General features: G+C 72.4%; 19 protein-coding genes. 11 read left to right on the top strand and 8 right to left on the bottom strand.

Annotated elements, in window-relative coordinates; genetic code table 11:
• Nucleotides 1–6: 6 nt before the first annotated feature.
• On the bottom strand, nucleotides 7–705 hold the full coding sequence (locus AB6L24_RS27565; protein WP_030361122.1) for a histidine phosphatase family protein: 699 nt from the start codon (nucleotides 703–705) through the stop codon (nucleotides 7–9).
• The gene (gene hemL, locus AB6L24_RS27560) at nucleotides 702–2,036 is read right to left on the bottom strand and encodes a glutamate-1-semialdehyde 2,1-aminomutase (protein ID WP_405659557.1); all 1,335 of its coding nucleotides are present in this window, start codon (nucleotides 2,034–2,036) and stop codon (nucleotides 702–704) included. Before hemL ends, AB6L24_RS27565 begins: the two co-directional genes overlap by 4 nt.
• Nucleotides 2,037–2,403: 367 nt before the next feature.
• On the opposite strand from hemL, the gene AB6L24_RS27555 reads away from it, so the two are divergent.
• Complete coding sequence (locus tag AB6L24_RS27555; protein ID WP_016640275.1) at nucleotides 2,404–2,841, top strand: hypothetical protein; 438 nt, start codon at nucleotides 2,404–2,406, stop codon at nucleotides 2,839–2,841.
• On the opposite strand, the gene AB6L24_RS27550 is transcribed toward AB6L24_RS27555, so the two are convergent.
• Nucleotides 2,786–4,003 carry a LuxR C-terminal-related transcriptional regulator gene (locus tag AB6L24_RS27550; RefSeq protein WP_405659555.1) on the bottom strand — a complete coding sequence of 406 codons (1,218 nt, stop codon included), beginning with the start codon at nucleotides 4,001–4,003 and terminating at the stop codon, nucleotides 2,786–2,788. The genes AB6L24_RS27555 and AB6L24_RS27550 overlap by 56 nt on opposite strands.
• 191 nt (nucleotides 4,004–4,194) lie before the next feature.
• On the opposite strand from AB6L24_RS27550, the gene AB6L24_RS27545 reads away from it, so the two are divergent.
• A complete protein-coding gene (locus tag AB6L24_RS27545) occupies nucleotides 4,195–5,625 on the top strand; it encodes an FAD/NAD(P)-binding protein (protein ID WP_405659553.1) in 1,431 nt (476 codons plus the stop codon).
• A 25-nt stretch (nucleotides 5,626–5,650) separates the two neighbouring features.
• On the opposite strand, the gene AB6L24_RS27540 is transcribed toward AB6L24_RS27545, so the two are convergent.
• Together AB6L24_RS27540 and AB6L24_RS27535 are read right to left on the bottom strand one after the other, a co-directional pair.
• Nucleotides 5,651–7,126: a peptidoglycan D,D-transpeptidase FtsI family protein gene (locus tag AB6L24_RS27540; RefSeq protein ID WP_405659551.1), complete on the bottom strand. Its 1,476-nt coding sequence runs from the start codon at nucleotides 7,124–7,126 to the stop codon at nucleotides 5,651–5,653.
• A 77-nt stretch (nucleotides 7,127–7,203) separates the two neighbouring features.
• Nucleotides 7,204–8,235: an alpha/beta hydrolase family esterase gene (locus AB6L24_RS27535; protein WP_405659548.1), complete on the bottom strand. Its 1,032-nt coding sequence runs from the start codon at nucleotides 8,233–8,235 to the stop codon at nucleotides 7,204–7,206.
• An 85-nt stretch (nucleotides 8,236–8,320) separates the two neighbouring features.
• Between AB6L24_RS27535 and AB6L24_RS27530 the strand changes: the two genes are divergently transcribed.
• Nucleotides 8,321–9,289, top strand: a complete 969-nt coding sequence (locus AB6L24_RS27530) for a LysR family transcriptional regulator (RefSeq protein ID WP_405659546.1) — start codon at nucleotides 8,321–8,323, stop codon at nucleotides 9,287–9,289.
• Nucleotides 9,286–10,161 (top strand): serine hydrolase, encoded by an 876-nt coding sequence (locus tag AB6L24_RS27525; protein ID WP_405659543.1) that lies wholly within the window; start codon nucleotides 9,286–9,288, stop codon nucleotides 10,159–10,161. Before AB6L24_RS27530 ends, AB6L24_RS27525 begins: the two co-directional genes overlap by 4 nt.
• 57 nt (nucleotides 10,162–10,218) lie before the next feature.
• On the opposite strand, the gene AB6L24_RS27520 is transcribed toward AB6L24_RS27525, so the two are convergent.
• Entirely contained in the window at nucleotides 10,219–10,818 is a 600-nt protein-coding gene (locus tag AB6L24_RS27520) for a TIGR03086 family metal-binding protein (RefSeq protein ID WP_405659541.1), read from the bottom strand.
• A gap of 104 nt (nucleotides 10,819–10,922) precedes the next feature.
• On the opposite strand from AB6L24_RS27520, the gene AB6L24_RS27515 reads away from it, so the two are divergent.
• Complete coding sequence (locus AB6L24_RS27515) at nucleotides 10,923–11,795, top strand: DUF6597 domain-containing transcriptional factor (RefSeq protein ID WP_405659539.1); 873 nt, start codon at nucleotides 10,923–10,925, stop codon at nucleotides 11,793–11,795.
• Between the two features lie 73 nt (nucleotides 11,796–11,868).
• A complete protein-coding gene (locus AB6L24_RS27510) occupies nucleotides 11,869–12,408 on the top strand; it encodes a GNAT family N-acetyltransferase (protein WP_405659536.1) in 540 nt (179 codons plus the stop codon).
• An 82-nt stretch (nucleotides 12,409–12,490) separates the two neighbouring features.
• Here the strand turns inward: AB6L24_RS27510 and AB6L24_RS27505 are convergent, their stop codons facing one another.
• On the bottom strand, nucleotides 12,491–13,030 hold the full coding sequence (locus AB6L24_RS27505; RefSeq protein ID WP_380854468.1) for a hypothetical protein: 540 nt from the start codon (nucleotides 13,028–13,030) through the stop codon (nucleotides 12,491–12,493).
• Nucleotides 13,031–13,203: 173 nt separating this feature from the next.
• On the opposite strand from AB6L24_RS27505, the gene AB6L24_RS27500 reads away from it, so the two are divergent.
• Nucleotides 13,204–13,980, top strand: a complete 777-nt coding sequence (locus tag AB6L24_RS27500) for an SDR family NAD(P)-dependent oxidoreductase (protein WP_405659533.1) — start codon at nucleotides 13,204–13,206, stop codon at nucleotides 13,978–13,980.
• Nucleotides 13,980–14,189, top strand: coding sequence for a hypothetical protein (locus tag AB6L24_RS27495; RefSeq protein ID WP_405659531.1), 210 nt, complete (start codon nucleotides 13,980–13,982; stop codon nucleotides 14,187–14,189). The genes AB6L24_RS27500 and AB6L24_RS27495 overlap by 1 nt, the downstream gene beginning before the upstream one ends.
• A gap of 27 nt (nucleotides 14,190–14,216) precedes the next feature.
• Here AB6L24_RS27495 and AB6L24_RS27490 read toward each other — a convergent pair whose 3' ends face one another.
• A complete protein-coding gene (locus AB6L24_RS27490; protein WP_405659528.1) occupies nucleotides 14,217–15,410 on the bottom strand; it encodes an RtcB family protein in 1,194 nt (397 codons plus the stop codon).
• Nucleotides 15,411–15,633: 223 nt separating this feature from the next.
• Between AB6L24_RS27490 and AB6L24_RS27485 the strand changes: the two genes are divergently transcribed.
• From AB6L24_RS27485 to AB6L24_RS27475, 3 genes are all read left to right on the top strand, one after another.
• On the top strand, nucleotides 15,634–16,563 hold the full coding sequence (locus AB6L24_RS27485) for a DUF3558 domain-containing protein (protein ID WP_405659525.1): 930 nt from the start codon (nucleotides 15,634–15,636) through the stop codon (nucleotides 16,561–16,563).
• Nucleotides 16,564–16,687: 124 nt separating this feature from the next.
• Nucleotides 16,688–17,614 (top strand): DUF3558 domain-containing protein, encoded by a 927-nt coding sequence (locus AB6L24_RS27480; RefSeq protein ID WP_405659523.1) that lies wholly within the window; start codon nucleotides 16,688–16,690, stop codon nucleotides 17,612–17,614.
• Nucleotides 17,615–17,833: 219 nt separating this feature from the next.
• The gene (locus tag AB6L24_RS27475) at nucleotides 17,834–19,426 is read left to right on the top strand and encodes a DUF2637 domain-containing protein (protein ID WP_405659521.1); all 1,593 of its coding nucleotides are present in this window, start codon (nucleotides 17,834–17,836) and stop codon (nucleotides 19,424–19,426) included.
• Nucleotides 19,427–19,784 lie beyond the last annotated feature (358 nt).

Here is a 19,784-nt window from a genome sequence, read left to right as displayed (position 1 = left end):
CCGGCGTCACGCTCCGAATGCCTTGCTCTTCCCCTTCACAGGCTTAGCGCCGGCGAGAAGGTGCTTGGGGACAAGATTTCGGGCAGGCTCCGAGTAACCCACAGAGACGATCTTGTCGCCGCGATAGGTGAACGTCGTCAAAGAGGCGAGCGTGCACTGCCGCTTGCGCGGGTCGTGCCAAAGGCGCCGCTTCTCCACGAAGCTGCGCACGATCCAGATCGGCAGCTGATGGCTCACGCACACGGCCTCGTGCCCGCGCGCCGCGTCCTTCGCCGCGTCGAGGGCGCCCATCATCCGCACGACCTGCTCGACGTACGGCTCGCCCCAGGACGGCTTGAAGGGGTTGACGAGGTGCTTCCAGTTGTCCGGGTTCTTCAGGGCGCCGTCGCCGACGCCGAAGGTCTTGCCCTCGAAGACGTTGTCCGCCTCGATGAGCCGCCCGTCGGAGGCCAGGTCCAGGCCGTGCGCCTTGGCGATGGGGGTCGCGGTCTCCTGCGCCCGGTCCAGGGGGGAGGCCACGACGTGGGTGATGTCCCTGGTGGACAGGTGCTCGGCGACGCGGTCGGCCATCTGCCGGCCGAGGTCGGAGAGGTGGTAGCCGGGAAGGCGGCCGTAGAGGATCCCGTCGGGGTTGTGCACCTCGCCGTGGCGCATCAGGTGGACGACGGTGATCTCGCTGCCGGCGCTCGTGCTGCCCGCGGTCATGCGGTGGCCTCCGGGGAATTCGTGGCAACGGCTGCCGCGCGCGCGGCGGCCGGCAGGGCGGCGGCGACGCGCTCGACGGCACGCTCGTCATGGGCGGTGGAAACGAACCAGGACTCGAAGGCCGACGGCGGCAGATAGACGCCCTGCGACAGCATCGAGTGGAAGAACGCGGTGAAGCGGAACGACTCCTGGGACTTGGCGTCGTCGTAATTCCGCACCTCACGGTCGGTGAAGAACACGGAGAACATATTGGAGGCGTTCTGCACGCGGTGCGCGACGCCTTCCTTGTGCAGCGCCTCGCTCACCAGGCCGCGCAGTTCGGCGGAGACGGCGTCCACCTTCTCGTACGCCGCGTCGTCAAGGAGGCGCAACTGCGCGAGACCCGCGGCCGTGGCGATGGGATTCCCGGACAGCGTGCCCGCCTGATAAACGGGGCCGACCGGCGCGAGATGCCCCATGACATCGGCGCGGCCACCGAAAGCGGCGGCCGGGAATCCGCCGCCCATGACCTTTCCGAAGGTCATGAGGTCCGGCGTCACGCCGTCAACTCCGAACCATCCGGCTTTACTTGTCCGGAATCCGGTCATGACTTCGTCGGAGATGTACAGCGCGCCGTTCTTCGCGCACGCGGACTTCAGGCCCTCGTTGAAGCCGGGGCGCGGCGGCACCACGCCCATGTTCCCGGGCGAGGCCTCCGTGATCACACAGGCGATCTCGCCGGGGTGGGTGTGGAAGGCCTCGTGCACGGCCTCCAGGTCGTTGTACGGCAGGACGATGGTGTCGCCGGCCTGGGCGCCCGTGACGCCCGGCGTGTCCGGCAGGCCGAGGGTCGCGACACCCGACCCGGCCGACGCCAGGAGCGCGTCCACGTGCCCGTGATAGCACCCGGCGAACTTGATCACCTTGGCGCGGCCGGTGAAGCCGCGGGCGAGCCGGATGGCGGACATCGTCGCCTCGGTGCCGCTGGAGACCAGGCGGACCTGCTCGACCGGGGCGATCCGGTCGACGATCTCCTCGGCGAGGGCGACCTCGCCCTCACCCGGCGTGCCGAAGGAGGTGCCGCGGGCGACGGCCTCCTGGACGGCGGCGGTGACCTCGGGACGGGAGTGCCCGAGGATCATGGGTCCCCATGAACACACGAGGTCCACGTACTCGCGGCCATCGGCGTCCGTCAGGTACGGACCGGTACCGGACACCATGAAGCGGGGCGTACCGCCCACGGCGCGGAAGGCGCGGACGGGCGAGTTCACACCGCCGGGCGTCACGGCCGCCGCACGGTCGAAAAGAGTCTGCGAAACTGGGGCGCTATACGGGAAGCTCACATGAACCATGGTGTCAGAGGGTCCGGACATCGTGGCCGGGCCTCCTGTGCGGCGGCTTTCCGCGCTGTCGGCCTCGCCGTGGGGCCGTTGTGCGGAAATCCTGTGGACTGGTGTTTCACCCCACGTTTCGGCGGGTGACCGTGGGGGAGGTCACTGACACGATGATCGGGTTGCGCGGCGGGGTCCGCGCGCTCTAGAAAAGCAGTCGGGTGGAGATATGCAGCGCGGTGGCGGACTGGGCGAGGGGACCGACGGCCTGGGTCCCCGGCGTGCCCGGCGGGGCAAGCACCGGCGAGAGGCAGAGGCGGCCGTGGCCCCCGAGCAGCGGACGCCGGACAGAGTGCAGCGTGAGCGGGCGGGAAACAGGAGCGGCGGGGTGGGGGTGACCTACAAATACTTCGGCGCCCCCGACGGCGCCACGGCGGCACGGGTTCCCATCTCGATGCGCCCCGAGGAGCTCGGCGGCGACGAGCTGGGCATGGGCGGCATGTTCACCAAGATCAAGCCGGAGACGATGGCCGCGATGGTCCTGACCGGCATCGAGGGCATACCCCTGCACAAGGTCCCCCCGCTGGAGCTGGTCGTCCTCCACCCCGACTACGCCGTCGTCAAGCTCCCCATGACGGTCGTCGACCCGCTGCGCGGCATCGGCGAGGAGTCGGTCGGCGCGGCGGCCTTCATCTGGTCCACGGTCCCCGACCGCGGCGGCCCCCGGGACGCCTTCAACGTCTACCAACTCCTGCACGAGTGGCAGGACTTCAGCCACCGCCTGCACGACGCGGGGCACCAGGCGTACTGCCTGGTGTGGCCCTGACCTGATCGCTTGGTGTGGCCCTGACCTGCCCCTCTGAGGGCCGGCGCCGGGGCTCTCCCCCGGCACGGTAGTGCTCGGCGAACAGCCGCGCGACGAGTTCACCCCGGCTGGACACCTCCGCCTTGCCGAAGACGGCCTTGAGGTGGTCGCGCACGGTGTGCGGGGAGATGAACAGCGTCGCCGCGATCTCGGCGGTGGGCAGCCCACGCGTGACGAGCTGGGTGATCTGCAGCTCGCGCGGCGTCAGACCGTACGCCTCGGCGACGAGGACCGCCCGGTCGGCGGCGGCCGCCGGTTCGATGACGACCGCCACGGGGCCGGGCTGCCCGGCCGGGCCGCTGAGGCAGGAGGCGTGGCAGGTCAGCCAGCGGCCGTCGACGGTCCGGATGCGTGTCCTCGCGCCGCCCGTCCGCTCCCGGCCCCGGGCGATCGCGCGGGCCTGCAGAGCGGTGGCGACCAGCCAGATCGGCACCCTCAGGCCCAACTGCGAGGGGACGGAAGGGCCTTCGGGGAGCCGCGAGAGGTGCTGCCGTGCCTCCTCGTTGATCGAGGCCGGTTCGCCGGAGGGATCGAAGAGCACCAGTCCGGGCGCGGGCGCGTCGGTGCGGCCGTCGGACGCGGACGGGCGGGCGAACCGACGCAGCCGCGAGGCCAGCGGAGCGGACAGGCCGGCGAGCAGGTTGATCTCGTCCCGGCCGAACGGGGCGCCGTCACCCATGCGGAACAGGCTGATCACGGCCCAGGGCCGGTCGCCGACCCGCAGTACGGCCCGCAGTTCGTCGCCCACGCCCTGGCTGCCGAGCAGTCGGCGAAAGCGCGCGCTCCGTGCGGGCAGGTCACCGGTGGCCGCGCGCAGGCCCGCCGTCGGCACGGCGGCACGGGCGAGGTCCCGGAACGGGAGGACGTCCTCCTCCAGAAGTTCACTCTCCCAGTACGCGGCGCAGCCCTCACCGGAACCGAGGTTCTCCACCAGCATCGGCGCGGTGATGAGACCGGTCTCCGGGTCGGTGGCCGCCCACACCGCCGAGTCGAACGGCACGAACCGTCGCACCTCGGCGGACGCCCGGCTGAAGAGGTCGTGCGTGCCGGTGGCCCGGTCCGCACCCGACAGCACCTTGGCGTGAGCGGACAGCACCTCGTCGTGGCGACGCGCAGCGGACATGAAGACACCCCCGTGGTCTGGACGCGGACAAGCGTGCCCGTCCTCCCGTCCCGCACCAACCCCCCGTTCGAGGGGGTCGTTCCCGGGCCGGTCACCGCTCGCGGGGGATGGGGCCCCGCACCGGGAGCGGCAAGGCTCGAAGAGGCCGCGGCTTCCGTTCGACCGCGGCCCACGACGTGAAGGGGAAGAACGTGGACATCGCAATCGTCGGAGCGGGTGCCGCCGCGGTCGGCCTGCTGGACACACTGGCAGCCACCGCCGACAGACCGGGGACCATCACGGTGTTCGAGCCGTCCCCGCACCTCTGGCGGGGCCGCCCCTACGGCCCGGACCTGGACACGGTGCTGGTCAACTCGCCACCGACCCTCATGTCGATCCGTCACGCGGACTTCGGGCACTACGCGGCCTGGCTGGGCCCGCGCGGCACCGCCCACCTCGATGAACGGCTCGGCCAGCCGCTGGTGCCGCGCGCGCTCTACGGCGCGTACCTCGCGCACACCGCGGAGACGGCGTCGGCCGCCCTGCGCGCGAACGGCTGGCAGGTCCGCACCGTCGCCGGCCGCGTCACCGGCGCCACCCGGCCCGGGGCCCGCTGGTCGCTGCGCACCGAGGACGGACGCACGCACGAGGCCGACCACGTGGCCCTGTGCGTGGGCGGGGGAACGCCGCAGGACCACTACGGTCTCGACGGCGCCCCGGGGTACGTGAACGATCCGTATCCGCTGGCCGACACCCTCGAACGAGTCCCGCACGGGAGCGGCGTCACGGTCATCGGGACCGGCCTCACCGCGGTCGACGTCGTCGTGTCACTCGCCGCACGCGGGCACACCGGGCCGATCACACTGCTGTCCCGCAGCGGTGTACTGCCCCACGTGTGGCAGCGCCCGGTCGGCCACCGGCCGCGACAGCTGACCGTCGAGCGGGTGGCGGCGCTGCACCGGGACCACGGTGCCGTCACCCTCGACGGCCTCGTCGGGCTGCTGCGCGCCGAACTGGCCGAGGCGGGAGAGGACTTCGACGACCTCATGGCCGATCTCCTTGCGACCGGGACCGAGGATCCGGTCCGGCGCCTGCGGAAGCAACTGGCCGCCGTCGACGACCCCAGGCCGGGCCGCCGGCTCCTCCAGGAGACGGCACACAGCGTGGGCCCCTACGCATGGCGCCTGCTGTCCGAGCCCGACCGCACGCGGCTGCTCCGTCACTTCCGCACGGTGACGAGCGTGGCCTCGCCGATGGTGCCGGTGAACGCCGCCACCCTCATGCGGCTTGCGGACGCCGGGCAGCTCACCGTCGTCGCGGGCGTCCACAAGATCGAGGCGTCGGACGGCGGGTTCCGGGTGCACGGCAACCACGGGGAACACGCGTCTGACACCGTGGTCAACGCCGTGAACCCGCCGCCGCAGGCGATCCCCCGGGCAGCCGGACCGCTGGTCACCGCCCTGCTGGCCGACGGCTCCGCGAAGCTGCACCCGGCCGGTGGCCTGGTCCCGGCCGACCCGCGCCTGCACGTGGTGGGAGACCTCGCCGGGGGCGGTTCGTTCATCACGTCCAGCATCCCGGGCATGGCGGCCCGAGCCGCCCGGGCCGTGCACGCGATCGTCGCCCCGGATCCCGGTCAATGACGGTCCCGGTCAGTAACGGTCCCGGTCAGGACTTCTTCAGGACCGCCTTCATCACCGCCTTGGCGATCGGCGCGCCCAGCTTGCCGCCCGCGATCTCGGAGCGGGTGATGTCCATGTCCTCGGGGTCGACGAGCACGGCGACCGCCACCGGTGAGGTGCCGTCGGACTGCTTGGCGTAGGACACGAACCACGCGTACGGCCGCGCGTCGCGCACGTTCGAGCCGTGCTGCGCGGTGCCGGGCTTGCCGCCGACGGTGACGCCGTCGATGGCCACCTTGTCGCCGGTGCCGTCGGTGACCGTGTACTCCATCATCTCCTGCACCTTGCGCGCCGTCTCCGGCGAGACGGCCTGCTCCAGCTCCTCCGGCTCGGTCTTCTCGATCGTCGAGAGGTCGGCGCCGCGCAACTCGTCGACCAGGTACGGCTTCATGACCTTGCCGTCGTTGGCGAGGCCCGCGGTGACCATGGCCATCTGGAACGGCGTGGTGGTGACGCTGCCCTGGCCCATGCCGGTGAGCGCCGTCCCCGGCTTGTCCAGCTTCTCCGGATAGCCGCTCGCGGACGTCCGTACGGGCATGAACTGCTCCTCGTTGAAGCCGAACCGCTCCGCCGTCTCGCGCATCTTGTCCTTGCCGGTCCTGAGCGCGGCGTCGAGGAAGACGTTGTTGCACGACCACTGCATCGCGGTCTTCATCGAGGCCTTGTCGCACATGTCGTTCGGCACGACGTTGCCGATCTCCGTCGAGCTCTGCGGCAGCCGGTAGGGGGCCCGCGCACGGGACCGCTCGTTGATGTCGTCGACCGTGCCGTGCTCCAGGGCGGCGGCCGCGGTGAGGATCTTGAAGGTCGAGCCCGGCGGGTACGCCTCCCGGAACGCCCGGTTGTTGAGCGGTTTGGCCTTGTCCTTCCTCAGCTTCTCGAAGGCCTTGCCGTCCTTGCCGGAGATCCCGGAGAACACCGACGGGTCGTACGAGGGCGTGCTCGCCATCGCCAGGATCTTGCCGTCGCGCGGGTCGATGGCGACCACCGCGCCCTTGGCGTCCAGGTCGGTCAGGCCCTTGTACGCGGCCTTCTGCGCCTTCGGGTCGATGGTCGTGACCACGTCGCCGCCCTTGGGCCGCTCGCCGGTCAGGGTGTCCAGGGGCGAGCCGAGCAGCCTGCTGTCCCTGCCGGTGAGCACGTCGTTGTGCACGCCCTCCAGGAACGTCTGCCCCTGGGACTGCGAGAAGAAGCCGGTCACGGGCGCGTACATGGAACCGTCCTTGAAGACCCGCTTGTACTTGAAGTCCGAACCCGGCGTGGTCACGGAACCGGTGACGGCCTCGCCGCCGACGATGATGTCGCCGCGCGGCTGACCGAAGTCGGCTATCTTCACGCGCCGGTTCTGCTCGTGCTCGGCGAGGGTCTCGGCGCTCACGAACTGCACCCAGGTCGCGCGGACGAGGAGGGCGAGGACGAGCAGCCCGCAGAAGACGGCTGCGCGGCGGACGGTCTTGTTCATCGGTCGCTCACGGGCGAGTCGCTCACGTCGGGGTGGCTCACGTTCATCGGTCGCTCTCGTTCATCGGTCGCTCTCGTTCATCGGTCGCTGTGCTCCTGGGTCTTGGCCGCCCCGTGCGGGGGCCGCGGGCTCTGGTCGGTGAGGAAGCCGAGGACGGCGCCGGTGGTGTCGAGCGCCTTGCTGGCGGGGCCGAAGCCCTCGGGCGGGGTGACGCGCGTTCCGGGCCAGGTGTGGCCCGCGTCGCGCACGACGAGGAGCTCGGCGGGGACCGTGCCGGGTCCTGGCCGCCACACGGTGCGGTCGTAGCCCTTACGGGACTGCTCGACCGGTGGCTTCGTACGACCGGCCGTGGCAAAGGCCTTGACGCTCGAGCGGGCCGACTTGGTTGCCATGATGGGCTCCTGGCCCTTGGGGGCGGGCCCCGGCTTCGCCAGGCCCGTCACCGGCCGCACCGGGTCCTTGCCTCCGTAGACCACCATCACCGGCACCGGCCCCGTCGGCCGCACCTCGTCCCGCCCGGTGGGCAGTTGCCCCGCGACGGACACCGCGCCCGCCACCAGCTTCGGCCGGTCCGCCGCGACCCGCAGCGCCATCGAGCCGCCGTTGGAGAACCCCACGACGTACACCCGCCGGGGGTCGGCCCGCTCCGTGCGGACCAGCTTGTCGACCAGGGCCTGCGTGAAGCGCACGTCGGCGTCGGGGTCCGGGCGCAGGCGGGACGGCGCCGCGCCCGCGCCCCACGTCTTGCGCAGGGCCTCCGGGTAGGCGACCAGCATCCCGCGCGCCTTGGCCGCCTCGTTCAGGCCGGCCAGCTCGCGCATCTCGGCGGGGTCCGCGCCGCGGCCGTGGAAAGCGACGACGAGGGGGCGCGGGCCGGAGCCGGGTGCGGTGGGCTTGTGCAGGAGGTAGTCGCGGGTGGTGCCGTCCACGCGCAGGTGCTCGCGGGTGTCGGGGGCGGGCTTCGGCTTCGGCTTCGGCTTCGCGGAGGACGAGGACGAGGACGAGGACGCGGCGGAGTCGGAGCCTGAGTCGGTGTCGGTGGAGCAGCCCGCGGTGAGGGCGAGGCCCACGACGAGGACGGCGGACCAGCGGCGAGAGAGCGAGGTCATGCACCGAGCAGATCAGCGCCGGGCACCGTATGTCCAAGTTCGATATCACTTACGTATTCATCAATCTGCGATATCGTCCCTGCTCGTGGACCTGATGCGGCACCTGGAGTGCTTTGTGGCTGTTGCGGAAGAGTCACATTTCGGTCGGGCCGCCGAACGCCTCGGCATGGCCCAGCCGCCCCTGTCGCAACGCGTCCAGCGCCTGGAACGCCACCTCGGCGTGCGCCTCTTCGAACGCACCAGCCGCCAGGTCACCATCACCAAGGCCGGGACGCTCCTCCTCGACGAGGCCCGCGAACTCCTCGCCCGGTCCGAGGCACTGCTCGCCACCGCCCGCCGCATCCGCGACGGCGAGAGCGGCCTGCTGCGGGCCGCGCTCCCACCGGACATCGCGGGCGAGACCGTCGCCGCGCTCCTCGCCGACTTCCGCCGCCACCACGAGGGCGTCGAACTGGAACTGCGCGAGCTGACCACCGCCCAGCAGCTCGACCAGCTCGCCGCGCACGACCTGGACGTCGGCCTCATCCACCACCCCTGCGACGTCACCGGCCTCGAACTCGGCCCGGTGCTGCGCCGCGAGGTCGGCGTGCTGCTGCCCCGCGGCGCCCCCGCCGCCGAACTCGCCGAGGTCCCCCTCACCGCCCTCACCGGCTACGACCTGGTCCTCTTCCACCGCAGCGCCGCCCCCGCCCTGCACGACGACCTCCTCACCACCTGCGCCCGCGACGGCTACACCCCCACCGCCGTCCGGCACGGCCAGGGCGCCAGCTTCGTGCGCGGCCTGATCCTGTCCGCGCACGCCGTCGCCTTCAGCCCCAAGGACGCCCACCCCGTGCCCCCGGCGGGCACCGAGCCCGACATCGTCTGGCGGCCGCTCGCCGGTGCCCCGCTGGCCTGGCGGCACTCGGTGGCCTGGCCGAAGGGGCGTGGCGACACCGCCGTGGTGGCGTTCGCGGAGGCCGTCACGCGCGCCCTGCACGACACCGCCGCCCTGACCGCCGACGCGCCCCCACGTCCGCTCCATCTGCGTCCGACCGCGGAGTACTGGCTGTGACCACGACCCCCATCCGTCTCCAGGACGCGTTCGCCGAGGCCGGCGTCACGGGCCGGCTGCACGCCGTCGACATCGACTCCGGCGCGGAGGTCGGCGTCGGCGCCGACCAGCCCGTCGTCACCGCGAGCGTCCACAAGCTGTGCGTCCTCGTCACGCTGCACGAGCAGGCCGCGGCGGGCCGCGTCGACCTGACCGAGCAGGTCGAGTGCCCGCCCGGCGACCGCGCGTCCGGCCCGACCGGTCTCTCCGCGATGCTCGACCCCGTACGGATGTCCCTGCGCGACGCCGCGTACCTGATGATGGCCGTCAGCGACAACACCGCCGCCGAACTCCTCCTGGACCGCGTCGGCCTGGACGCCGTCAACGCCACCACCGCCCGCCTCGGCCTCACCCGCACCCGGGCCGTGCACAGCTTCCGCGCGATGTTCGCGTCCATGCGCGAGGACGCGGGCCCCGGCGGCGCGCAGGCCCTCACCGACCCGTACGTCATCGCCCGCCTGCGCGCCCTCGACCCCGCCCGCACCAACCACAGCACCCCGCGCGACATGACACGCCTCCTCGGGGCGGTCTGGCGGGACGAGGCCTGCGCCCCCGAGCACGGCGCCGCCATGCGCCGCGTCCTCGGCCTCCAGGTCTGGCCGCACCGCCTCGCCGCAGGATTCCCCTTCGACGACGTCCACGTCGCGGGCAAGACCGGCAGCCTGCCGACCGTGCGCAACGAGGTCGGCGTCGTCGAGTACCCCGACGGCGGGCGCTACGCCGTGGCCGTCTTCACCCGCGCCGCCCGCACGGCGGCGACGCTGCCGTCGGCGGACGCGGTGATCGGGACTGCGGCGCGGATCGCGGTGGAGGCGCTGCGGGCGCCGTCGTGAGGGTGGGCGCGGCCCGGTCGTGAGGGTGGGCCGGGCTCGGCCGGGGTGCGGCCGGGCTCAGCTCCAGTACGGGTCCCGCCCCGTCGCCGCGAGCAGCCGGTCGAAGTCCGACGCGTCCTCGCGCACCGGCACCGGCTCCCCGAAGACACCCATCGCGCGGGCCGTGGGGCCAAGGTCCGCGACGGCCGCGCGCAGCGTGTCCACGACGTCCGGCACGCCGCTCGCGGGCGCCTCGTCCGTCCCGTACTCCTGCCCCGTCGCGCGCGCCAGGTCCCAGGCGTGCACCGTCAGGTCGAGCAGGACCATCGAACCGACCGTCCGCGCGGGCATGTTCATCGCGCCGGTGGTGCCCTCGTCGGCGCCGGGCTCGGACCAGGCGGCCACCAGCCGCTCCGTCTGCTCCGCGAACCGCTCGCGCCAGTCGTCGCCCTCGGCCACGTAGTCGGGCGTGTCGCCGCCGAAGTCGGCGTTCCGCTTGGCGGCCAGCTCCTGGAACTGCACCACGACGTGGAAGAGGTGGTTCACCAGGGCCCGCGCGTCGTACTCGGCGCAGGGCGTGCGGGCGCCGAGGCGGTCGTCGGGGATGTTCCGCACCACGGGCAGGGCGTGGGCGGCCGCGACGGCCAGGAGGTCTCCGGTCTTGTGGGTGGTGTTCATGGGACGACGGTAGGCAGCCGGGGTCCGGCCTGTCTTGAACAAACGCGACAGCCCCCGGGGGCGCGTCCCGGCCCGCTGTCAGTGCCCCGCCCTACGATCACGCCATGCCCGGCCCCTCCGCCTCTCCGTCCCCCGGCACGCCCCGCCGCGACACCCGGGGCATCGTCGACGCCTCCGGCCTGCTCACCCGCGTACGTTTCCGGCGCCACGCGCCCGCCGAACCGCTCCGCCCCTACCTGGAGCACTACTGGCTGATCGACTGGGACCTCACCGAGCCCTACGTGACACACGTCGTGCCGCACCCCTCGGTGAACGTCGTCTTCCAGGACCTGCCGGGGCGCGAGCCCTTCGGGGAGGTCGCGGGCATCGGTCTCGGCCTGTTCAGCAAGGAGCTGGCCGGGCGCGGACGGGTGTGCGGGGTGCAGTTCCGTCCCGGCGGCTTCCGGCCGTTCGCTCCGGGGCGCGCGGTGGCGGACCTGACGGGGCGGGAGGTGCCGCTCGGCGAGGTGTTCAGGGGTGACGGGGTGACCGAGGGCGGTGGGACGGCCGACGCGGCCGGGCTGGACGACGCCGTCCACGCGGTCCTCGGCCCCGACGACGAGCACGCGCGCGTGGCCGCCCTCGACGCCTTCCTGCTGCGCCACGGCCCCGATCCCGACCCGCAGGCCGACCTCGCCATGGGGCTGGCCGCCCGCATCCGCGCCGACCGCACGATCCGGCGCGTCGGCGACCTCGCGCGCGAGGCGGGCCTCTCGGTGCGGGCGCTGCAACGGCTGTTCTCCGCGTACGTGGGCGTCGGCCCGAAGTGGGTCGTCCTGCGCTACCGCATCCACGAGGCCCTGGAGCACGCGGAGTCGGCGGCGGCGGTGGACTGGGCGGACCTCGCGGCGGGGCTCGGGTACGCGGACCAGGCGCATCTCGTACGGGACTTCACGGCGACCGTGGGGGTGCCGCCGACGGCGTACGCGCCGGGGTGAGGCGGGGGCGGGGCGGGCCGGGGCCGCGCCGTCGGCGCCGGTGATTGTCAGACCCTCCGCCTACCGTGAGGTCATGGAGAGAACACAGGCTCAGGACATCCGCCTCGCGCCCTGGTCGGAGGGCGACTTCGAGCTGCTCGTCCGGCACAACTCACCCGAGATGACGGCGCACTTGGGCGGCCCCGAGACCCACGAGAAGCTGCTCGACCGGCACCGCAGATATCTGGGCCTCGACGACGGCCGCGGGGGCCGGATGTTCCGGATCGCGGCGGGCCCCGACGGGGAGTCGGCGGGCATCGTCGGCTTCTGGGAGACCGTCCACGGCGGCCAGGACGTGTGGGAGGCCGGCTGGGGCGTGGTCCCCGAGTTCCAGGGCCACGGCATCGCGGGCACGGCGGTCCGCCTGGCCGTGGCCGAGGCCCGCCGCGAGGCCCGCCACCGCCACCTGCACGCGTTCCCCTCCGTGGACAACCCCGCGTCCAACGGCGTGTGCCGCAAGGCGGGCTTCACGCTGCTCGGGGAGGAGGACATGGAGTATCCGAAGGGGCACTGGATGCGGTGCAACGACTGGCGGCTCGACCTGAAGGACACGGACGGGGCGGGGCAGGCGTAGCCGGGGCGGCGCGGGCCGGAAGCAGCGCGAGGCCGACGCAGCGCGGGCCAGAAGCCACCACGTCAGAAGTACTCAGAAGCCGTCAGAAGTAGTACGAGTCCCCCGTGTCCAGGACCAGCACCGCATGCTCGTTGTTGCGCGGGTTGTGGTCGACGGCGCCGCCGTTCCAGACGGTGCCCACCGTCACCGTCACCTCGCGCGGCGCCCCGCGGAGCCGGACCGCGAGGTGCAGCCGTTCGCCGCGCCCGCCCGCGGGCAGGGCGCCCGTGCGGCACAGCACTCCGCGCTCGCCGGCCCGCACACAGGTGTCCGGCAGCCGCATGCCGTCCTCCAGGGGCACCGACCAGACGAGGCGGACCGTGGCGCCGGGGACGTCGTCCGGGCCGTGGTTCTCCGGCGTCAGGGACACCGCCGCGAGCCCCCGGGTCATGGCCACCTGCCCGTGGTACGCGACATCCGCCTCCGGCACCGCGTCCACGTCCGCCACGGCGCCCCCGCTCCCCCACAGCACCGCCCCCGCGACCACGGCCCCCACACACAGCACCCGCACGACTACCTCCACACCACCGACGTCCATGGCGCCGACATCCACACCACCGGCGTCCACACCTGACCCATCCATGCCACCCACCGCGGCTCCGGACCCGCCGACGCCCCACATGCCACCCTGTTGACCACGCCCACCGCCCCCTCCGAGGCCGACGCCACCCGTCCGAGCCGGGCGGGGCGCGCCTATGCTGACCACGGCAGTACGGAACGCACGTACGAAACGAACCCGACCCCCAGGGAGCCCGCATGTCCGCCGCCGCAACGCCCCGCAAGCCCGGCATCGCCGTCGTCACGGGTGCCAGCGGCGGCATCGGCGCGGCCACGGCCCGCGGCCTCGCGGCGGCCGGGTACCGGGTCGTCCTGACGGCCCGCCGCAAGGACCGCATCGAGGCGCTCGCCGCCGAGCTGACGGAGGCCGGGCACAGCGCCACGGCGTACGAGCTGGACGTCACCGACCGCGCGGCCGTCGACACCTTCGCGACGGCGTTCCGCGAGATCGCGGTCCTGGTGAACAACGCGGGCGGCGCGCTCGGCGCCGACCCCGTCTCGACCGGCGACCCGGCGGACTGGCGCCAGATGTACGAGACGAACGTCATCGGCACCCTGAACGTCACCCAGGCCCTGCTCCCCGCCCTCACCGCGAGCGGCGACGGCACCGTGGTCGTCGTCTCCTCCACGGCGGGCCACGGCACGTACGAGGGCGGCGGGGGCTACGTCGCCGCCAAGCACGCCGAGCACGTCCTCGCCGAGACCCTGCGCCTGGAGATCGTCGGCACCCCGGTCCGGGTGATCGAGGTCGCCCCCGGCATGGTCAGGACCGAGGGCTTCGCGCTGACCCGCTTCGGCGGCGACGAGGAGAAGGCCGCCAAGGTCTACGCGGGCGTGGCCGAGCCCCTGACCGCCGACGACGTGGCGGACACGATCACCTGGGCGGTCACCCGCCCGCCCCACGTCAACATCGACCTCCTCGTGGTCCGCCCCCGCGCCCAGGCGTCCAACACGAAGGTCCACCGGGAGCAGTGATGACCTACGCCGCCGACGACCCCGGCACCCCCGGCGGCTCGCCCGACTCCCCGGACCCCCTGGACCGCCTCATCCACGAACAGGAGTCCCGCCGCCTCGCCCAGGAGAAGAAGAACGAACGCCTGGTGTGGTGGTACCTGGCGTACTTCCTCTTCGGCATCCACATCGTGGCGTTCATCATGATCTACGCGGTCATGCACGCGGAGTAGCGCGCACGACCGCGCGGGAGCGGGGCCTCAGCCCTTCACGCACACGACCTGCTTGAGCTTCGCGACCACCGCGACCAGGTCCGTCTGCCGCTCGATGACCTTCTCGATCGGCTTGTACGCGCCCGGGATCTCGTCCACGACGCCGGAGTCCTTGCGGCACTCCACGCCCCGCGTCTGCTCCTCCAGGTCCTGCGTGGAGAACCGCTTCTTCGCGGCGTTGCGGCTCATCTTCCGGCCCGCGCCGTGCGATGCGGAGTTGAAGGACGCCTCGTTGCCGAGGCCCTTCACGATGTACGAGCCGGTGCCCATCGAGCCCGGGATGATGCCGTAGTCGCCGGATCCCGCGCGGATCGCTCCCTTACGGGTGACCAGCAGGTCCATGCCGTCGTACCGCTCCTCCGCCACGTAGTTGTGGTGGCAGGAGATCTCCTGCTCGAAGGTCGGCGCCGCCTTCTTGAACTCCTTGCGGACCACGTCCTTGAAGAGCGCCATCATCAGCGCGCGGTTGTACTTCGCGTACTCCTGCGCCCAGAACAGGTCGTTGCGGTACGCCGCCATCTGCGGGGTGTCCGCGATGAAGACCGCCAGGTCGCGGTCCACCAGGCCCTGGTTGTGCGGCAGTTCGCGGGCGACGCCGATGTGGTGGTCGGCCAGTTCCTTGCCGATGTTCCGGGAGCCGGAGTGCAGCATGAGCCAGACCGAACCGGACTCGTCGAGGCAGAACTCGACAAAGTGGTTGCCGGACCCGAGCGTTCCCATCTGCTTGACCGCCCGCTCCTGACGGAACTTGACCGAATCGGCCACCCCGTCGAACCGCGTCCAGAAGTCGTCCCACCCCCCGGTCGGCACCCCGTGGAACTTCCCCGGCTCGACCGGGTCGTCGTGCATCCCCCGCCCCACCGGAATAGCCTGCTCGATCTTCGACCGCAGCCGCGACAGGTCGTCCGGCAGGTCCGCGGCCGTCAACGACGTCTTGACCGCCGACATCCCGCAGCCGATGTCGACGCCGACCGCCGCCGGGCACACCGCGCCCTGCATGGCGATCACGGAGCCGACCGTCGCGCCCTTGCCGAAGTGGACGTCCGGCATGACCGCCAGGCCCTTGACCCACGGCAGCGTGGTGACGTTGCGCAGTTGCTGCATCGCGGCGCCCTCGACCGTCTTGGGGTCCGCCCACATCCGGATGGGGACGTTCGCCCCCGGCATCTCCACGTACGACATAGCTTCCTCTTTCCCCCGTACAACAACAAAAGACTTGAAGCGCAAATACCGGTGCCAAGGTCGACGTATGGGATAACGGACCGGCATCCACAGCGGCGCGTGCGATACACATTGTGTCCACCGGCCGTCCGTCGGCGGCAACCGAATAACCAGGCCGGACAGGCCCGGTGGCCCGGCCCGCTCGGGTCGGCCGGACCCGTCCACGTCGAGAGGAGCCAGCACGGTGCAGCGGAGGGTCTACGTACCGGGCACAGCCGCGCTCCTGGTGGCGCTGCTCGCCGGTTGTACCGGCGGCTCGGGGACCGGCGGGAGCGACGACGGCAAGTCCGGCGACTCCGGCAGCTCCACGGCGGCCGCGGAGCCCGGCAAGTACCGCACGCTGCCCGAGCCCTGCGGCGCCGTCGACAGCTCGACGCTCGACTCGATGCTGCCGGGCCTGAAGGACATCGAGGACGCCAAGCAGCGCGAGAAGGCGTACGCGGGCTCCGCCACGGTGACGTACGACACCGACCGGCGCGTGGGCTGCCGCTGGAAGTCCGAATCGGCGGACGCGACGCACCATCTGCTCGTCGACTTCGAGCGCGTGGTGTCGTACGACGGGACGGTCAGCGACGACACCCGGGCGCAGGAGCTCTATCGGACGAAGCTGCGGGACGCGGGCATCCCGGAGCCGCCGCCCTCGGGGTCGGACGAGGGCGACGACGACACGGAGGGGCCCGAGAGCCCGGAGGGCTCCGACAGCCCCAAGGGGACCGGCAAGCCGGGCAGCTCGGACAAGTCGGATAAGTCTGGCTCCCCGCGCGCCCAGGGCACCCCCGCCGCCGCCCACGCCTCCGTGAAGAAGGGCGACGGCGCCGCGGCCGACGGCGAGCCGGACGACGGCACGACGGCGGACGACGGGACTCCCGCCGGGTACGAGCCGCGCACCCTGGACGACCTCGGCGACGAGGCGTTCCTGGACGACGTGCTGACCACGGCCGCGTCGGCGACCCGGCAGCGGACCGTGACTGTGGTGTTCCGCACGTCGAACGTGATCGTGACGGTGTCGTACGACGAGCAGCCGGCCCGCAGGACCGAGGTCCCCGACTCCAAGGAAATGCAGGACAACGCGCGCGAACTGGCGGAAAACCTGGTCGACAGGTTCGACGGCTGAGGGCCGTTCCGAGGGCGTACGGGCTCGCCGGAAGCCGGGTCACCCGCGTCGCACACCGCGTACGGTGGCTCAACGACCCCATCGAACGGCACGGCCGCCAAGAGCGAACACGAGTGAAGGAACCATGCACCGACCCGCACAGCGACAGCGTCAGCGACTCACCCGCGTCCTGGTGGGCGCCGCCGCCGTACCGGTGATCCTCTTCGCCTCCGCCTGCAGCAGCGACTCCGGTTCGGACGGGGACAAGAAGGACTCCGGCAGCGACGCCTCCGCGTCCGCCTCCGGCGGGTCCGAGGGCGGCTCCGGCGACAAGGCGGCGACGGTGGAGAAGGCCGCGTTCGCCAAGCTGCCCGAGCCCTGCGCGACGCTCTCGAAGAAGACCCTCGGCGACCTCGTGCCCGCCACGAAGAACAAGGCGGGCAAGACGGGCACGTCGGACGACGTCTCGACGCGCGGCAACTGCACCTGGGACAGCCTCGACAACAACGGCGTCGACGGCTCCCAGTTCCGCTGGCTGCGCGTCTCGCTGAACCGCTTCGAGTCCGACCAGTCCCTCGGCAGCGGCGCCAAGCGCGCCCAGGGCAACTTCACCAAGCAGGTCACGGACGCCCAGGCGGCCAAGGACGCCAAGGGCGTCAAGACCACCCCGGTGCCGGGCGTGGGCGACCAGGCGACCCTGGTGAGCTACGACGTCAAGAAGGAGAAGGACACCTTCAAGCAGCAGACGCTCGTGGCCCGGGTGGAGAACGCCGTCGTCACGGTCGACTACAACGGCGCGGGCCTCGCCGGCGACAAGTCCCCCGACGAGGCGTCCCTCGCCAAGGACACCCAGAAGGCCGCGAAGGAGGCCGTCGCGGCGGTCGCGGCGGCGAACGGGGCGGGCGGCGCGGACAAGTCGTCCGGCGCCCCCAAGGACGACAAGGACAGCAAGGGCGGCGAGGACGACAAGGCCTCGAAGGACGACAAGGCCTCCGACGGTTCCGGCGCGAAGCCGGAGAACGACGCGGAGGACGGCGCGAAGCCGAAGGGCGACAGCAAGCCCAAGTCCTGACGAAGCCCGGGTGAGCGGGGCGGCCGGTGCAGCACCGGCCGCCCCGCTCTCGTGTGCGGGCCCAACTGCCCGTCGGCGCCCGCTGGTTGGCGTGCGCGGGGCGGCGGCCGGAAGGCGGCGCGGGGGCGCCTGGTCGTACCGGGACACACGTTCCCGTACGCGTGTGCCAGGCTATCGCTCGCAACACACCGAACAGGGAGGGGTTCGCGGGTGGCCGCGATGCAGCTGACACGTACGCACCGGATACTCATCGGGGTCGTCGTCTTCGGTGCGGTCGTCATCGCCGGGATCGGCTTCGCGGGGTCGTACGCGGCCGTGCGGGAGCTGGCCGAGAAGAAGGGCTTCGGCACCTTCTCGATGGTCTTCCCCATCGGCATCGACGCGGGCATCTGCGTCCTGCTGGCGCTCGACCTCCTGCTGACCTGGATCAGGATCCCCTTCCCGCTCCTGCGCCAGACGGCGTGGCTGCTCACGGCGGCCACCATCGCCTTCAACGGCGCGGCGGCCTGGCCGGACCCGCTGGGCGTCGGCATGCACGCGGTCATCCCGGTGCTGTTCGTGGTCGCGGTCGAGGCGGCCCGGCACGCGATCGGGCGGATCGCCGACATCACGGCCGACAAGCACATGGAGGGCGTGCGCATGACGCGCTGGCTGCTCTCCCCCGTGCCGACGTTCCTGCTGTGGCGCCGGATGAAGCTGTGGGAGCTGCGCTCCTACGACCAGGTCATCAAGCTGGAGCAGGAGCGCCTGGTCTACCAGGCCCGCCTGCGCTCCCGCTTCGGCCGCGGCTGGCGCCGCAAGGCCCCGGTGGAGTCCCTGATGCCGCTGCGCCTGGCCCGCTACGGCGTCCCCCTCGCGGAGACCGCCCCCGCGGGCCTCGCCGCGGCCGGCATCGAACCGCCCGTCCTGCCCCCCGTCCAGGCCCCCACCACCGCCACCGCCCCCAAGCCGGAGCTGACGAAGGCCGAGCCGCAGACCCCTGCGGCCCTCACCAAGGCGCCGTCCCCGGAGCCCCGCCCGGAGGCCCAGGCCGCCCCGGAGCCGGAGCCCGCCCCCGAGGAGCACCCGCCCGCCGAGGAGCACCCGAACCCCGGCGAGCAGCAGCCCGGCACCCACGTGAGCCCTTGGTTCGCGGCCCCGCAGCCGCCGCAGCAGTACGCCGAAGGCCCGGTGTCGTACGACCCGGAGGCTCCGTACGACGAGTGGTACGAGGAGCAGGCCCAGCAGCAGGGGTACGGGCAGCAGGGCTACGACGAGCAACTGGCGTACGAGGAGCAGCAGTACGCCGACCAGCAGGCGTACGAGCAGCAGCGTTACGCGCGGGCCCAGCAGTTCGCGCAGGCCCAGCAGTACGACCAAGGCGGGCCGTACCCCGAGCAGGCCCACGAGGCTCCGGAAGTCGCCGACGACGGCTCCGGCTTCCGTGTCCCGGCCGGCCCCGGCCGCACCCGCCCCCTCGCGAACGCCCACCTGATCCCGGGCCCGCGCGAGGAGCAGGCGCCCGTCCCTGCCCCCGAACAGGCCCGGGAGCCGGAACCGGAGCCGCTGCCCGAGCCCGCGGCCGCCGAAGGCTCCGGCCTGCCGGACGACATGACCCGCGACGAGGCGTACTTCAACGCCTTCCGCAAATACGTGAGCGAGCGGGGCGACTACCCCAACGCCCGCCAGTTCAGCCTCTACTTGATGGACCTGTACGGCGTGACCGGCCAGTCCGGCGGCCCTCTCACGGAGAGCACCCTGCGCCCCTACCTCCGCGACTTCCGCGACCGCTACCAGCGCGCGATGGACGAGGACGCCGAGCACATCGCATAGCGGCAGTGGCCTACGTCGGAGTGCCGGGCGAGGAGGAGCACTTCGCCCCTCCCGCCGGAGGCGACGACTGCACCTCGATCAGCCTCACGCCGGCGCTGTGGCATGTCACGGCGATGTCACGCGCCTGGCCACGCAGAGCGTCTACGTCGACGCCCGCCTCGACCTCGCCCACCGCCGGCTCCTCACGACCGCCCGGCCGCGCACGGACTGCTCCCACTCGCAGAACTGCTCGGGGTCTCGCCGTACTGCTTGAGCCGGGCCTTCACCCGCGAACCGGGCGTGTCCGTGACCCGCTATCGCAATCGCGTCCGCATCGGCCGGGCCCTGGACCGCCACCGCCCTGCTCACGCCGCGACCC

The organism is Streptomyces sp. RK9 (genome assembly GCF_045070545.1).
Classification (GTDB): Bacteria; Actinomycetota; Actinomycetes; order Streptomycetales; family Streptomycetaceae; genus Streptomyces; species Streptomyces alboflavus.
Note: the sequence above shows the minus strand (reverse complement) of the source record. Positions and strands in the feature narration are given on the sequence as shown.

Bases quoted from the DNA above. Each gene is read 5' to 3' on its own strand.
- AB6L24_RS27565 (WP_030361122.1), bottom strand. From the start codon at position 705: ATGACCGCGGGCAGCACGAGCGCCGGCAGCGAGATCACCGTCGTCCAC.
- hemL (WP_405659557.1), bottom strand. From the start codon at position 2,036: ATGGTTCATGTGAGCTTCCCGTATAGCGCCCCAGTTTCGCAGACTCTT.
- AB6L24_RS27550 (WP_405659555.1), bottom strand. From the start codon at position 4,003: ATGTCCGCTGCGCGTCGCCACGACGAGGTGCTGTCCGCTCACGCCAAG.
- AB6L24_RS27540 (WP_405659551.1), bottom strand. From the start codon at position 7,126: ATGAACAAGACCGTCCGCCGCGCAGCCGTCTTCTGCGGGCTGCTCGTC.
- AB6L24_RS27535 (WP_405659548.1), bottom strand. From the start codon at position 8,235: ATGACCTCGCTCTCTCGCCGCTGGTCCGCCGTCCTCGTCGTGGGCCTC.
- AB6L24_RS27520 (WP_405659541.1), bottom strand. From the start codon at position 10,818: ATGAACACCACCCACAAGACCGGAGACCTCCTGGCCGTCGCGGCCGCC.
- AB6L24_RS27515 (WP_405659539.1), top strand. From the start codon at position 10,923: ATGCCCGGCCCCTCCGCCTCTCCGTCCCCCGGCACGCCCCGCCGCGAC.
- AB6L24_RS27510 (WP_405659536.1), top strand. From the start codon at position 11,869: ATGGAGAGAACACAGGCTCAGGACATCCGCCTCGCGCCCTGGTCGGAG.
- AB6L24_RS27505 (WP_380854468.1), bottom strand. From the start codon at position 13,030: ATGGATGGGTCAGGTGTGGACGCCGGTGGTGTGGATGTCGGCGCCATG.
- AB6L24_RS27500 (WP_405659533.1), top strand. From the start codon at position 13,204: ATGTCCGCCGCCGCAACGCCCCGCAAGCCCGGCATCGCCGTCGTCACG.
- AB6L24_RS27495 (WP_405659531.1), top strand. From the start codon at position 13,980: ATGACCTACGCCGCCGACGACCCCGGCACCCCCGGCGGCTCGCCCGAC.
- AB6L24_RS27490 (WP_405659528.1), bottom strand. From the start codon at position 15,410: ATGTCGTACGTGGAGATGCCGGGGGCGAACGTCCCCATCCGGATGTGG.
- AB6L24_RS27480 (WP_405659523.1), top strand. From the start codon at position 16,688: ATGCACCGACCCGCACAGCGACAGCGTCAGCGACTCACCCGCGTCCTG.
- AB6L24_RS27475 (WP_405659521.1), top strand. From the start codon at position 17,834: ATGCAGCTGACACGTACGCACCGGATACTCATCGGGGTCGTCGTCTTC.